This is a genomic window from Formosa sp. A9, from assembly GCF_051200825.1.
GTDB lineage: Bacteria > Bacteroidota > Bacteroidia > Flavobacteriales > Flavobacteriaceae > Formosa.
The window spans coordinates 3171911-3185569 of record NZ_CP195158.1 but is presented as its reverse complement, the minus strand read 5'-3'; the positions used below and the strand labels follow the sequence as shown (position 1 = coordinate 3185569).

General features: G+C 37.4%; 13 protein-coding genes. 8 read left to right on the top strand and 5 right to left on the bottom strand.

Translation table 11 applies throughout. The annotated features are described in order from the left end of the window. The 3 genes from lpxB to surE are packed head-to-tail and all read right to left on the bottom strand — an operon-like array spanning position 1 to position 2176. The gene (lpxB, locus tag ACR9EA_RS14005; protein ID WP_435134320.1) at positions 1-1113 is read right to left on the bottom strand and encodes a lipid-A-disaccharide synthase; all 1113 of its coding nucleotides are present in this window, start codon (positions 1111-1113) and stop codon (positions 1-3) included. Positions 1114-1122: 9 nt separating this feature from the next. Then, complete coding sequence (locus ACR9EA_RS14000) at positions 1123-1407, bottom strand: hypothetical protein (RefSeq protein ID WP_435134317.1); 285 nt, start codon at positions 1405-1407, stop codon at positions 1123-1125. Next, complete coding sequence (surE, locus tag ACR9EA_RS13995) at positions 1400-2176, bottom strand: 5'/3'-nucleotidase SurE (protein WP_435134314.1); 777 nt, start codon at positions 2174-2176, stop codon at positions 1400-1402. The genes ACR9EA_RS14000 and surE overlap by 8 nt, the downstream gene beginning before the upstream one ends. Positions 2177-2329: 153 nt before the next feature. Here surE and ACR9EA_RS13990 point away from each other — a divergent pair, with 153 nt between their 5' ends. Beyond that, positions 2330-4474, top strand: a complete 2145-nt coding sequence (locus ACR9EA_RS13990; protein ID WP_435134312.1) for a carboxy terminal-processing peptidase — start codon at positions 2330-2332, stop codon at positions 4472-4474. A gap of 11 nt (positions 4475-4485) precedes the next feature. Then, positions 4486-5580, top strand: coding sequence for an ABC transporter permease (locus ACR9EA_RS13985; protein ID WP_435134309.1), 1095 nt, complete (start codon positions 4486-4488; stop codon positions 5578-5580). On the opposite strand, the gene yihA is transcribed toward ACR9EA_RS13985, so the two are convergent. Both yihA and ACR9EA_RS13975 read right to left on the bottom strand, forming a co-directional pair. Then, positions 5577-6182, bottom strand: a complete 606-nt coding sequence (gene yihA / locus ACR9EA_RS13980) for a ribosome biogenesis GTP-binding protein YihA/YsxC (RefSeq protein ID WP_435134306.1) — start codon at positions 6180-6182, stop codon at positions 5577-5579. The two genes, ACR9EA_RS13985 and yihA, sit on opposite strands and share 4 nt — an antisense overlap. Positions 6183-6186: 4 nt before the next feature. Further along, the gene (locus ACR9EA_RS13975; RefSeq protein WP_435139894.1) at positions 6187-6951 is read right to left on the bottom strand and encodes an alpha/beta fold hydrolase; all 765 of its coding nucleotides are present in this window, start codon (positions 6949-6951) and stop codon (positions 6187-6189) included. Positions 6952-7244: 293 nt separating this feature from the next. Here ACR9EA_RS13975 and mraZ point away from each other — a divergent pair, with 293 nt between their 5' ends. The 6 genes from mraZ to mraY all read left to right on the top strand — a co-directional run bounded on the left by mraZ (position 7245) and on the right by mraY (position 13621). Continuing rightward, on the top strand, positions 7245-7715 hold the full coding sequence (gene mraZ, locus ACR9EA_RS13970; RefSeq protein WP_435134303.1) for a division/cell wall cluster transcriptional repressor MraZ: 471 nt from the start codon (positions 7245-7247) through the stop codon (positions 7713-7715). Then, positions 7702-8598 carry a 16S rRNA (cytosine(1402)-N(4))-methyltransferase RsmH gene (rsmH, locus tag ACR9EA_RS13965; RefSeq protein ID WP_435134300.1) on the top strand — a complete coding sequence of 299 codons (897 nt, stop codon included), beginning with the start codon at positions 7702-7704 and terminating at the stop codon, positions 8596-8598. Before mraZ ends, rsmH begins: the two co-directional genes overlap by 14 nt. After that, a complete protein-coding gene (locus ACR9EA_RS13960; RefSeq protein ID WP_435134297.1) occupies positions 8595-8912 on the top strand; it encodes an FtsL-like putative cell division protein in 318 nt (105 codons plus the stop codon). The genes rsmH and ACR9EA_RS13960 overlap by 4 nt, the downstream gene beginning before the upstream one ends. 62 nt (positions 8913-8974) lie before the next feature. Continuing rightward, positions 8975-10927 carry a penicillin-binding protein gene (locus ACR9EA_RS13955; protein ID WP_435139892.1) on the top strand — a complete coding sequence of 651 codons (1953 nt, stop codon included), beginning with the start codon at positions 8975-8977 and terminating at the stop codon, positions 10925-10927. Continuing rightward, on the top strand, positions 10924-12387 hold the full coding sequence (locus tag ACR9EA_RS13950; protein ID WP_435134295.1) for a UDP-N-acetylmuramoyl-L-alanyl-D-glutamate--2,6-diaminopimelate ligase: 1464 nt from the start codon (positions 10924-10926) through the stop codon (positions 12385-12387). Before ACR9EA_RS13955 ends, ACR9EA_RS13950 begins: the two co-directional genes overlap by 4 nt. 1 nt (position 12388) lies before the next feature. Next, the gene (mraY, locus tag ACR9EA_RS13945; RefSeq protein WP_435134292.1) at positions 12389-13621 is read left to right on the top strand and encodes a phospho-N-acetylmuramoyl-pentapeptide-transferase; all 1233 of its coding nucleotides are present in this window, start codon (positions 12389-12391) and stop codon (positions 13619-13621) included. Positions 13622-13659 lie beyond the last annotated feature (38 nt).

Genomic DNA, 13659 nt, shown 5'->3' with positions numbered 1-13659 from the left:
CTAAGGTTTTAAAGAATTGAAAATATATTCTGCTGTTTTTTGGCTGGCACCTTTTCCACCAAGTTTTTTTTCTAAATCGTAATAATTAATAAAGAATTTAGTGCGTTCGTAGTCATCTAAAATAAGATCTAGTTCTTTTTTTAGATTGCTACTATTAAACTCGTCTTGAATTAGTTCTTTAACTATGGGTTTATTCATAATTAAATTAACCAGCGAAATGTATTTTAGCGTAATAATGCGCTTACCAATTTGGTAAGAAATCCAACTCGCTTTGTAACAAACCACTTGTGGCACTTTAAACAAGGCAGTCTCTAAGGTGGCTGTGCCAGAGGTCACCAATGCGGCATAAGACACACTTAGAAGATCGTAGGTTTTATTGGCCACAAAATGAATGTTGGCATTTTTAATAAACGGTTTGTAAAAACTGTAATCTTGACTAGGAGCACCAGCGATTACAAATTGATAGTTTGGGTACTGGTCTACCACGCTTAGCATGATGGTAAGCATGGCGCTGATTTCCTGTTTTCTACTACCTGGCAGTAACGCAATAATAGGTTTGTCGCTTAATTCGTTTTGTGTCCTAAATTCGTATTCGCTAATTTGTTTTCGGTTGGCTATGGCATCAATTAATGGGTGGCCCACATAGGTAACATCGTAATCGTAAGTTTTATAGAAGTCTTTTACAAAAGGTAAAATCACGTACATGTGGTCTATGTCGTGCTTAATGGCCTTAACGCGACTTGCTCGCGATGCCCAAACTTGTGGCGATATGTAATAGGTTGTTTTAAAATGGTGTTGTTTGGCCCACCTTGCAATGCGTAAATTAAAACCAGAATTATCTATAAAAATAACCACATCGGGATTATACTCAGCGATATCTGTTTTGCAAAAGGCAATGGCTTTAAAAATTTTAGAAATATTAAGTACCACTTCGGCAAAGCCCATAAATGCACGCTCTTTGTAATGTTTAACCAGGGTGCCGCCAACAGCTTGCATAAGGTCGCCACCCCAAAACCTAAAATCGGCATTTACATCTACATTTTGTAATGCTTTCATTAGGTTAGAGCCATGTAAATCGCCAGAGGCTTCACCAGCAAGGATATAATATTTCATGGTAGAACATTATAAAAATTTAAATACAAATGTAAGCAATGCAATGGCTGCAGTGGCTAAAAGCACGCCGCGAGCTCTGTAATCTTCTTTTCGTTTTATAAAGATAAAAAAAGCAATTAAATTTAATACTGCAGCTAAACTGACTAATTTGCCTAAAAAGCCTTCGTTTGCTGCGGCTTGTAATACGGTTAAGGCGTCGTCTCCTTTGCCTAAAAAATGTGCTGTTAAAAATAGGCCAATGGCATTGGCAAGAACGCCTACTAAAAAGCCTATAAATACTTCTTTTTTAATCATTAAAATTCCAAGTGTTAATGTGTTTAATGCTTTCGTGTGCTGTAAGGTCGAACTGTACGGGAACTACAGAAATATAATTATTGGCTAGTGCCCATTCGTCGGTATCTTCGCCTTTATCTAAATTTACAAATTTACCAGTTAGCCAGTAATAATTTTTACCGTGTGGGTTTTTACGTTTGTCAAATTCTTCTTCCCAATTGGCCATGGCTTGTCTGCAAACGCGAATGCCTTTTATGTCTTTTTTTGTGACGTTTGGGATATTAACATTAAGTACAACACCTTTGGGTAAACCGTGTTTTAAGGTGTTTTCGGTAATGGTTTTTATGAAGGTTTTGGTGTGTTCGAAATTGGCATTCCAATTATAATCTAAAAGCGAAAATCCAATGGCAGGAATGCCTTCTATACCAGCTTCGACAGCAGCACTCATGGTGCCAGAATAAATTACATTTATAGAGGAGTTGGAGCCGTGGTTAATGCCCGAAACACAAAGGTCTGGTTTGCGCTTTAAAATTTCTTTTACGCCTAATTTAACACAATCGGCAGGTGTGCCAGAACAACTGTATTCTTTTTGTGGGCCATCATCAATAGTAACCTGTTCTACAAATAGCGTAGAATTTACAGTTATGGCATGCCCCATGCCGCTTTGTGGACTATCTGGAGCAACGACTACAACTTCGCCAATGGTATTCATAACAGATATGAGTGTTCTTATACCCGGTGCTGTTATGCCATCGTCGTTAATTACTAAAATAAGGGGTTTTTTAGCCATAACATGAGGTTTTTTTCTATCGCTAAAATACATAAATTATAAGGTTTAACTAGAATTTCTTTGGTTTTACAAAAAATTACGGGAGTTAGATTTTTATTGGCATGGTTTTTTCTCTACTTTAGTAGAAAATATATCATGCATTTTTTTAGATTTATGAAAAGGAATTATATATATTTAGTGGTACTGTTATTATTGGCCTTTGCGTCATGCAGTTTTACTACAAAAACGTTTACCAATCCAGATAAGGATAAATTATTAGTTCAAGTTATTACCTATGTGCTAGAGCGTGGGCATTTCGATCCGAAAGCTTTAGATGACAATTTTTCAGAAGAAGTTTACAATAATTACTTACAAGCTTTAGATCCTTTAAAGCGTTATTTTTACGATTCGGATATTAAAGAATTCGAGGCTTACAAAAACAGTATAGACGACCAGTTAAAAGAATACGATATTTCTTTTTTCAATTTAACTCACGAACGTCTGTTACAGCGTTTAGAAGAGTCTAAAGCGATTTATAAAGACGTGCTTAGCACCCCTTTTGATTATTCTATAGACGAAGAGTTTAATGCCGATTATAAAGATAAGGCTTACGTGAAGAATAAAAAGGAAATGAAAGAGCGTTGGAGAAAGCAATTAAAGTTTCAAACCATTGCTAACTACGATGATATTCAGACCGAAGAGCACCGTAACAAGCAAAACGATCCTGCTTACAAAATAAAAAGCAATAAAGATATTGAAGCTGAAGCCAGAAAAACTACAAGCAAATCTATAGACAATTATTACACCGATTATATAGACGATTTAGAGCGTAAAGATTGGTTTGCGATGTATGTAAATGCAGTGGTAGAAGAATTCGATCCGCATACCTTTTATTTTGCTCCAGAAGACAAAGATCGTTTCGATCAGCAAATGTCTGGTAAGTTAGAGGGTATCGGAGCTCGATTACAAAAGAAAATGGACAATACTAAAATTGTCGAGCTTATTTCTGGAGGACCAGCTTGGAGAGGTAAAGAGTTGGAAGTTGGCGATATTATAGTAAAAGTACGTCAGGAAGGTGAAAAGGAAGCCGTAAATATAGTGGGTATGCGTTTAGACGATGCCATAAAATATATAAAAGGCCCAAAAGGAACCAAAGTCACTTTAACCATTAAAAAGGTAGATGGAACCGTTAAAGATGTATCTATTGTTAGAGATATCGTAGAGTTGGAAGAAACTTATGCCAAGTCTTCAATCGTTAAGAAAAACGGTGTGAACTATGGTGTTATTAATCTGCCTAAATTTTATGTAGATTTTGATGATTATAAAAGTAGAAATGCAGCTTCCGACATCAAAAAGGAAATCGATAGATTAAAAGAAGCCGACATGAAAGGTCTGGTTATCGATTTAAGAAATAACGGAGGAGGGTCGTTACAAACCGTAGTCGATATGGCTGGATTGTTTATAGAGGAAGGTCCTGTGGTGCAAGTACGTTCTACAGGCGAGCCAAAAGAAATTTTAAGAGATACCGATAAATCTATAGAATGGGATGGGCCATTAGTAATTTTGGTAAACGAATTGTCGGCATCGGCATCAGAAATTTTAGCTGCTGCCATGCAAGATTACAAACGTGCCATTATTATAGGTAGCAAACAAACCTACGGAAAAGGTACTGTGCAAAATGTATTGGATTTAAACAGAATGGTGCGTAATAATAGCAATGGCGATTTAGGCGCTTTAAAGTTAACAACGCAAAAATTCTACCGAATTAATGGCGGATCTACGCAGCTAGAAGGTGTTAAAAGCGATGTTGTGGTTCCAGACCGCTATAGCTTTATAGATATAGGTGAAAAAGATCAAGAAAATCCGTTGCCTTGGGATAAAATAGCTCCAGCCGATTATACGGTATGGGGAAATTATTTCGATTACGATTCTACGATTCAAAAGAGTAAAGAGCGAATGAGCAATAACGAGCAATTGAATTTAATTGCTGAAAATGCAAAGTGGATCAAATTAAAGATGGATGAAAATACTTTTAATTTAAATTACGAAAAGTATAAAGAGAAATTAGAGCTTAACGAAGAAGAAGGTAAACAGTTCGATAAAATCTCTACCTATAAATCGAATTTAACTTACGAGTCTTTACCTTACGAAAGTGCATTGTTCGAAAAAGATTCTACTTTAAAAGAAAAACGTGACCGTTGGCACGAAAGCTTAACGCAAGATGTTTATATGGAAGAAGCTGTTCATGTGTTAGAAGATTTAAAAATGTCTTACGCTATTAAAAAAGTGGCTTCTACATCTGCCGAGGTAAAAAATTAGTTCTTTTTTGAATGGATGGTAAAACACAGTCCTTAAAACAATTAGCGCTCCAAAAATTTAAACACAATTTTTGGGGCGTTTTTAGTTTCTGTTTTATAGTTGTTGTGGGGTTAATAGCTGTGTTTGCCTATGTTTTGGCTCCAGATAATTCGCAGCATGCCAACCAAATGCACTTGGCAATACATTCTAAAAAACCAGGCTTTACGGTGCAAATGCTTACGTTGCCTTCGGCGGCTAACCAGAATCAAAACGCTTTAGAGAAATTGTTTTTTGGGGATATAAATGCCAATACAGAAACACCTATTCTAACGAATAACCTGCAATCGGGAACTTTATATTACACCGAATATGCATCCGACGGCTTACAGGGAGAAAATAAACAAATAGATGTTTCTTCATTTTCTAAAACAGAAATCGATAAATTAATTTTGGAAAAAACATTTTATTTAGGAACCGATAAATACGGGAGAGATGTGCTTAGTCGGATTCTTGTAGGCGCTAGAATTTCATTTTTTATTGGTTTTGTGGCCGTATTTATTGCTTTGGTCATAGGTTTGTTGTTAGGAAGTGTTGCGGGGTATTACGGCGGTAAAATTGATGCCCTTATTATGTGGTTGATTAACGTTACGTGGTCTATCCCTACATTATTATTGGTTATAGCTATTACATTGGCTTTGGGAAAAGGGTTTTGGCAAGTGTTTATTGCAGTGGGCTTAACCATGTGGGTAGAGGTGGCACGTGTAGTACGTGGGCAAATCATCAGCGCTAAAGAGCAGCAGTATGTTACCGCGGCTCGTGCTTTAGGATATACCGATTATAGAATTATTACTAAACACATTTTGCCAAATGTTATGGCGCCCGTAATTGTTATTTGTGCTGCTAATTTTGCATCGGCAATATTAATAGAAAGCGGACTCAGTTTTTTAGGGATAGGCGCTCAGCCACCTATGGCCAGTTGGGGCGCAATGATTAAAGATCATTACAATTATATTATTCTAGGTAAGCCTTATTTGGCAGTTATTCCCGGACTTTGTATCATGAGCTTGGTCATGGCGTTTATGTTAATTGGAAATGCGCTTAGAGATGCGCTGGATGTTAAAAATTAATCTCTATTAAGGTTATTGTTAATAGTTTCTATATAATTTAAAAGCTCGTCTTTGCCAATTGTTTTGCTAGATGAAGTAATAAAATAGTTAGGTATTTCTTCCCAAGTTTCTAAAAGAATATTTTTATAGGCTTCTATGTGGTTTTCGATGGCCTTGGGTTTTAACTTATCGGCTTTGGTGAAAATAATCGAAAACGGAATGCCGTGTTCTCCAAGCCAGGCCATAAATTCTAAATCTATGGGTTGTGGCGTGTGGCGAATATCTACTAAAACAAAGGCTGACACTAATTGTTCGCGCTTTGAAAAATATTCTGTAATAAATTTCTGAAAGACTTTCTTTGTGCTTTTAGATACGCGGGCATAACCGTAACCAGGTAAATCTACCAGGTACCAATTTTTATTAATTATAAAGTGGTTTATAAGCTGGGTTTTTCCTGGTCTACCAGATGTTTTTGCTAGACTTTTTCTGTGCGTAAGCATGTTAATTAGCGACGATTTCCCCACGTTACTACGCCCTATAAAGGCATACTCGGGTAATCGGTCTTTCGGACATTTTTTTACATCCGAATTACTCATTACAAACTCAGCAGATTTAATTTCCATTAACTTATAGTTTTCTGGCCTTTAGCCAAGCGTCTAATAATGTGTTAAACTCATCGGGGTGCTCCATCATGGCTGCATGCCCACATTTATCAATCCAAAATAGATCTGAATCTGGTAGTAAATCGTGGAATTCAGTAGCGACCTCTGGAGGTGTTACAATGTCATTCTTACCCCAAATTATACAGGTTGGGGTGTTCATATTAGGTAAATCTTTAGCCATATTATGTCTTATAGCGCTTTTGGCTATGGCTAAGGTTTTTATAAGCTTGTTTCTGTCGTTTACGGTTTCATAAACTTCATCTACAATCTCTTTTGTGGCAACAGCGGGATCGTAAAATACGTCTTGAGCTTTCTTTTTAATAACTTCGTAATCGCTGCGTTTAGTGTAGCCGCTTCCCATAGCGCTTTCGTAAAGTCCTGAGCTTCCAGTTATAACAAGTGCTTTAACTTTTTTGGGATAGAGTTTGGTGTGATAAAGCCCGATGTGGCCTCCTAAAGAATTTCCTAACAGAATAACATCGTTAAATCCTTTAAACGCTATAAAATCATGAAGGTATTTTGCAAAACTTTTAACATTGGTTTTAAGCAAACTCATGGTGTATATGGGGAGCTCTGGGATTATAATTTTATAACCCTTAGCGCTAAAATAATCGGTAACAGCGTCAAAATTACTAAGGCCTCCCATTAGTCCGTGAAGCACGATTATAGGCTGACCTTCTCCTACTTCTAGGTAGCTAAATTTGTTCTCTTTCTTTAAGCGATGCGTCATTAATTGTTCATTGTCGTCAAAAAACAAATATAGGTATTTCATTCGTATAATGGCGAATTTAATGCATTAGTGCTAAAAATGTTTCCTTACGAGATATCAACAAACCCTTGGGATTTAAATTACCACAAAGTAATTGCTTTAATATCAATATTTAAAGGGTGTTCTGGGGTTGTGTAGGCGTTTTTAAATGGTCGATAATCGAAAATTTATCAACAAAGTGGTATAATGTGGTAAAAAGTGGTATATTTTTCAATATATTTGAAAAACAAAGAATCTAATTTCAAGAAATTGTTTTGAACTCATTAATAGGCACATACGAATGCAAAGTTGATGCGAAAGGGCGCTTAATGTTGCCTAGTCCGCTGAAAAAGCAGTTGAGTGCCGTGTTGCAGGATGGGTTTGTATTGAAGCGTTCGGTGTTTAATGCGTGTTTAGAATTGTATCCCATGCAGGAGTGGAATGCCTTAATGCAAAAAATAAACAAACTTAATAGATTCAAGAAAAAGAACAACGATTTTATTCGCAAGTTCACTGCAGGTGTTAAGTTGCTTGAGGTAGATGGTACGGGAAGAATTTTGATTCCGAAAGACTTGGCTGTTTTTGGAGGAATTTCTAAAGAGATTGTGGTGGCGTCTGCAGTAAATATTGTTGAGATTTGGGATAAAGATAAATACGAACAAAGCATAAGTGGTTCGGCTGATGATTTTGCAGATTTAGCTGAAGAGGTTATGGGGCAAGACGATGATGAATATGGAATATCATAACCCAGTACTATTAAAGGAGACTGTAGATGGTCTTAATATTAAGGAAGACGGCGTTTATGTAGATGTAACTTTTGGTGGCGGTGGGCACAGTAAAGAAATTCTAAGACGTTTAGGCGCTCGCGGAAAATTATTTGCTTTTGATCAGGATGTTGATGCACTCGATAATGCAATTGATGATGATAGATTTCAGCTGATACACGAGAACTTTAGATACATAAAACGGTTTTTAAGGTTTTATGGGGTGAAGCAGGTTGATGGTGTTCTTGCAGATTTTGGAGTGTCTTCGCATCAGTTTGATGTTGCAGAGCGCGGGTTTTCTACGCGATTTGAATCGGATTTAGATATGCGAATGAATCAGAATAATCAGTTGTCTGCCTATCATGTGGTGAATGAGTATGAGGAAGGTCAGTTGCGTGATGTGTTGTGGCAGTATGGCGAGTTGCGATCTGCAGCGGCAATGGCTCGAGAAATTGTAAAGCAGCGCGAGTTGGAGCCTGTAAAAACCAGTGAGCAATTAAAGGCTATTTTGCGTCGTTTTTTGCCGCCTAGAAAAGAGAATAAAATTTTGGCTCAAATTTATCAGGCGATAAGAATTGAAGTGAATCAGGAGATTGAAGTGTTGAAAGAATTTTTGTTACAAACACCAGAAATTTTAAAGCCAGAAGGACGCCTGAGTTTGATTTCGTATCATTCGTTAGAAGATCGTTTAGTGAAGCGATTTATTAGAAATGGCATGTTTGAAGGAGAACCGGAGCGAGATATGTTTGGGAATTTTGAAGTGCCGTTGCAAAAAGTTGGTGGTTTAATTGTGCCAACTCAAGAAGAGATTAAAGTAAATAATAGGGCGCGTAGTGCAAAATTGCGCATCGCCGAAAAAATATGAAAAAAAGGTTTTACAGCATATTAAGAGGAACGTTTTTGGTGAGCGACGACTCATTTAAAAACTGGCGCGGAATTCTTTTTGTGTTTGCATTGGCCTTTGTAATGATAGCGAGTTCGCATCGTGCCGATAAGAAAGTGCATGAAATTGCGCGGCTTAACAACGAAGTTAAAGAGCTTCGGTCTGCGTTTGTAGATGGGCGCTCGCGATTAATGCGGCTTAAAATGGAGTCGACTGTAGTAAGTAAAATGGCGGTTAAGGGCTTGGCGCCTTCCGAAATTCCGCCGCAAAAAGTAAAAGTTAAATCTAAACAATAAGTTCTAGCTTGGCAACTAACGAGAAGAACATAATTAGGCGATTGTATTTTATAGCAGGATGTATGTTCCTCTTTGCTATAGCTGTGGTGTTTAAATTGTTTTCTATACAATTTGTACATGGCGAAAAATATAGAAGCTTAGCGGAAAAGCGAACGGTAAAAACGGTGGTTATTCCTGCTAATCGCGGTAATGTTTACGATTCCGAAGGGAGCTTGTTGGCAACTTCTGTGCCTAAATACGATATTCGTTTTGATGCGTTAACCCCGTCGCCAAAAACTTTCGAAAAATATTTAAAGCCGTTGTGCGATTCGCTCGAGAAATTCGGAGGAAAATCATCAGCTTATTATCAAAAGTCGTTACGTCAAGCGCGAGCTAATAAAAATAGATATCATCTCTTAGCAAGGAATATTGGGTATTCGGAGTACATCCGAATGCGCAATTTTCCATTATTAAATTTAGGTGCATTTAAAGGTGGATTGATTGTAGAGCAAAAAACCAAGCGCGAGCACCCTATGGGGGGTATTGCAGAGCGCACCATTGGTTACGAACGTATAGATGACGATGGTAATGTAACGCGGCCAGGTATTGATGGCGCATTTGGTGTAAAGTATTTGCGCGGAACAAATGGTAAGCGGCTAAAGCAAAGTATTGGTAAGGGGCAATGGAAACCTATTGCCGATTATAATCAAGTAGAGCCAAAAGATGGTTACGATGTGTATACCACCATAAATGTAAATATTCAGGATATTGCCCATCATGCTTTGTTAAAGCAGTTGGAGTATTATGAGGCCGAGCACGGTTGCGTGGTGGTTATGGAAGTGGAGACTGGCGAGATTAGAGCTATTTCTAATTTAGGTCGCACAAAAAACGGTACGTATTACGAAAAACTGAATTATGCAGTAGGCGAATCGCACGAGCCAGGATCGACGTTTAAAACTATGGCGCTTATGGCGGCTTTAGAAGATGGGATTGTAGATACATCAACTGTAGTTGATACAGGGCGGGGAAGAAAGCGGTTTTATGGCCGTACCATTACAGATTCGCATCATGGCGGCTTTGGCGAAATTTCCGTGGCAAGATCGTTAGAGGTGTCTTCCAATATCGGTTTAGCGACCATTATAGATGATGGGTATTCTAAACAGCCAGAAAAATTCATCAATCGTATTAAGGATTGGAAATTAGATCAGCCTTTTGGTATATCTATTATAGGGGAGGGCGATCCGGTTATTCCAGAGCCTGGTCACCCAATATGGAGTAAAAACGCCTTGCCGTCTATGGCTTATGGATACAATATGGAATTAACTCCTTTGCAAACGTTAACCTTTTATAATGCGATTGCAAATGATGGTGTTATGGTAAAACCGCGTTTTATTAGAGAGGTAAGAGAGTTAAACAAAGAGATTGAAGTGTTTGATAAGGAAGTGATCAATGATAAAATCTGTTCAGATAAAACTTTAGGTGAAATTCGTGAAATACTGAAAAACGTTGTGGTTCGTGGTACGGGGAAATCGTTATACAATCCATATTTCTCTATGGCGGGAAAAACAGGTACGGCTAAAACAGAATATTGGATGAAAGATTGGGAGGGGTCGCCGCGTTATGTGTCTTCTTTTGCTGGGTATTTTCCAGCCGATCATCCCAAGTATTCTTGTATTGTGGTTGTTCATAAACCGAGTACCAAAAAAGGATATTATGGAGCCGATGTGTCTGGTCCTGTGTTTAAGCGCATTGCTCAAAAAATATTTACAGATACCCCGATTATTGATGAGGTAGAAACTTTAGAGGTGGTAGATAAACCTATAGAACAGGAATTTGAAGGGTATTTTGAAACGGCTCAAAAATACAAAACCATCATGCCTAGAGTGGTAGGTTTGCCAGTTATGGATGCCATTGCTTTATTAGAAAATTTAGGTTTAGATGTAGAGCTTTCGGGTTTAGGAAAAGTGAAAAAACAATCAATTCCTGAAGGACAAAAAATAAAAAAGAATCAAAAAGTAGTGTTAGAAGTATCGTGAGTTTATTAAAAGACATATTGTATAAAGTGGCTATTGATGCAGTGGTAGGAAACACCAACGTGCACGTTAATACCATTGTTTTCGATTCTCGCAAAGTCGTGTTGAACGATGTTTTTGTGGCAGTAAGCGGTACGTTGTCCGATGGTCATGCATTTATCGATACGGCTGTTAAGCAAGGGGCTTTAGTTGTAGTTTGCGAGCGTATGCCTGAGCATATTGTTAATGGTGTAACTTATGTGCAGGTGGCAGACTCTAAAGTGGCTTTGGCGGTTATGGCTTCTAATTATTATGGAAATCCTTCCGAGAATTTAAAATTAGTTGGTGTTACGGGAACTAACGGAAAAACAACCGTTGCTACTTTGTTGTATCAACTATTTAAAAAGGCGGGATACAAAGTAGGTCTTTTGTCTACTGTTAAGATTTTAGTTGATGATGTTGAATATAAGGCAACGCATACAACACCAGATTCTCTGACTATTAATAAATATTTGAGTTTGATGAATGTTGAAGGTGTTGAGTATTGTTTTATGGAGGTGAGTTCGCATGGAGTTCATCAAAAACGAACTGAAGGATTACATTTTGTAGGCGGTGTATTTACGAATTTGTCACACGACCATTTAGATTATCATAACACTTTTGCTGAGTATCGCGATGTTAAAAAATCGTTTTTCGATCACTTGCCAAAATCGGCATTTGCTTTAGTAAATGTAGATGATAAAAATGGCGAAATCATGCTTCAAAATACAAAGGCAAAAAAGCATACTTATGCCCTAAAAAGTTATGCCGATTATAAAGCACAGATTTTAGAAAATCAATTTACAGGCTTGTTGCTTAAAATTAACGAAAGCGAAGTCTGGGTGCGTTTAATCGGGGCGTTTAACGCATACAATTTACTGGCTATTTATGGAGTTTCAGAATTATTGGGCTTAGGAAAAGATGAGATTTTACGTTTGTTAAGTAGCCTTGAAAGCGTGAGTGGTCGCTTTCAGTACCTTATTTCCGATACGCATGTTACAGCTATTGTAGATTATGCACATACCCCTGATGCATTAAAAAATGTTTTGGAGACCGTTAATAGCATTCGTACTAAAAACGAAGCATTAATTACGGTTGTAGGTTGCGGGGGCGATCGCGACAAAACAAAACGACCTAAAATGGGGCAGATAGCTGCGGCTTTAAGTACTAAAATCATTTTTACAAGTGATAACCCAAGAGGCGAAGTGCCCGAAACTATTATAGAAGATATCGAAAAAGGGGTAGAGCCTCAAGATTTTAAAAAAACGATGTCTATTGTAGATAGAAAGCAAGCTATAAAAACAGCTTGCCAATTGGCGCAGCCAAACGATATTATATTAATTGCCGGAAAGGGGCACGAAACCTATCAGGAGATTAAAGGCGAACGCTTCGATTTCGACGACTTTAAAATTGTAAAAGACTATTTAAAACAGTTAGAAAAATAATATGTTATACTATTTATTCGACTACTTAGAAAAACAATATCAATTACCCGGAGCATCACTGTTTGGCTTCATTACCTTTCGTGCGGCTATGGCAGTTATATTGTCTTTACTAATATCTACAATTTATGGTAAGCGTATTATTTTATACTTACAGCGTCAGCAGGTGGGCGAATCTATTCGCGATTTAGGTTTAGAAGGGCAAGCCGAAAAAGCAGGTACACCAACTATGGGAGGTATCATCATTATTTTGGCCACTTTAATTCCGGTAATCCTTTTTGCGAAATTAGATAACGTATACATTTTATTATTAATCGTTACCACATTGTGGATGGGAACCATAGGTTTTATAGACGATTATATCAAAAAATTTAAAAACGATAAAGAAGGTTTAAAAGGAAAATTTAAAGTGTTGGGGCAAATAGGTTTAGGGCTTATTGTGGGAACAACCTTATACTTTCATCCGGGAGTAACCATAAAAGAAAAAATGCCTGAAACCCAGCAAGAACTTGTGGAAGTTCGCGGGGAAGAAGCCAAACAGTTTAAACCTGAAGAAAAATCGACTAAAACAACCATTCCTTTTGTTAAATCCAATGAGTTTGATTATGCCGATTTAATAACATGGATAAATCCTGATTACGCAAAATATGCTTGGCTGTTATTTATTCCTATTGTCATTTTTATTATAACCGCTGTGTCTAACGGTGCTAATTTAACCGATGGTATAGATGGTTTGGCGGCAGGCACCTCGGCTATTATTGTGTTGACTCTCGGTATATTCGCTTGGGTGTCGGGGAATTTTATCTTTTCCGATTACCTCAATATTATGTACATCCCACGGGTGGAAGAGATTACTATTTATGTTGCTGCTTTTGCAGGGGCTTTAGTTGGGTTTTTATGGTACAATACCTATCCGGCGCAAGTATTTATGGGCGATACCGGTAGTTTAACCATTGGGGGGATTATTGCGGTTATTGCCATTGCCGTTAGAAAAGAGTGGCTTATACCAGTGTTGTGCGGTATTTTCTTGGCAGAAAACTTGTCGGTTGTTATGCAGGTAAGCTGGTTTAAATATACAAAAAAGAAGTATGGCGAAGGTAGGCGTATTTTTAAAATGTCGCCTTTGCATCATCACTATCAGAAAATAGGATATCACGAAAGTAAAATAGTAACTCGTTTTTGGATTATTGGCATTTTGCTGGCTATCATTTCTATTGTAACGCTTAAAATCAGATAATTGGATATTGAGTTTAGAGATGAATAATAACGAAGTAA

Coding starts and splice junctions, on each gene's coding strand:
- lpxB (WP_435134320.1), bottom strand. CDS start 1,113: ATGAAATATTATATCCTTGCTGGTGAAGCCTCTGGCGATTTACATGGC.
- ACR9EA_RS14000 (WP_435134317.1), bottom strand. CDS start 1,407: ATGATTAAAAAAGAAGTATTTATAGGCTTTTTAGTAGGCGTTCTTGCC.
- surE (WP_435134314.1), bottom strand. CDS start 2,176: ATGGCTAAAAAACCCCTTATTTTAGTAATTAACGACGATGGCATAACA.
- ACR9EA_RS13990 (WP_435134312.1), top strand. CDS start 2,330: ATGAAAAGGAATTATATATATTTAGTGGTACTGTTATTATTGGCCTTT.
- ACR9EA_RS13985 (WP_435134309.1), top strand. CDS start 4,486: ATGGATGGTAAAACACAGTCCTTAAAACAATTAGCGCTCCAAAAATTT.
- yihA (WP_435134306.1), bottom strand. CDS start 6,182: ATGGAAATTAAATCTGCTGAGTTTGTAATGAGTAATTCGGATGTAAAA.
- ACR9EA_RS13975 (WP_435139894.1), bottom strand. CDS start 6,951: ATGACGCATCGCTTAAAGAAAGAGAACAAATTTAGCTACCTAGAAGTA.
- rsmH (WP_435134300.1), top strand. CDS start 7,702: ATGGAATATCATAACCCAGTACTATTAAAGGAGACTGTAGATGGTCTT.
- ACR9EA_RS13960 (WP_435134297.1), top strand. CDS start 8,595: ATGAAAAAAAGGTTTTACAGCATATTAAGAGGAACGTTTTTGGTGAGC.
- ACR9EA_RS13955 (WP_435139892.1), top strand. CDS start 8,975: ATGTTCCTCTTTGCTATAGCTGTGGTGTTTAAATTGTTTTCTATACAA.
- mraY (WP_435134292.1), top strand. CDS start 12,389: ATGTTATACTATTTATTCGACTACTTAGAAAAACAATATCAATTACCC.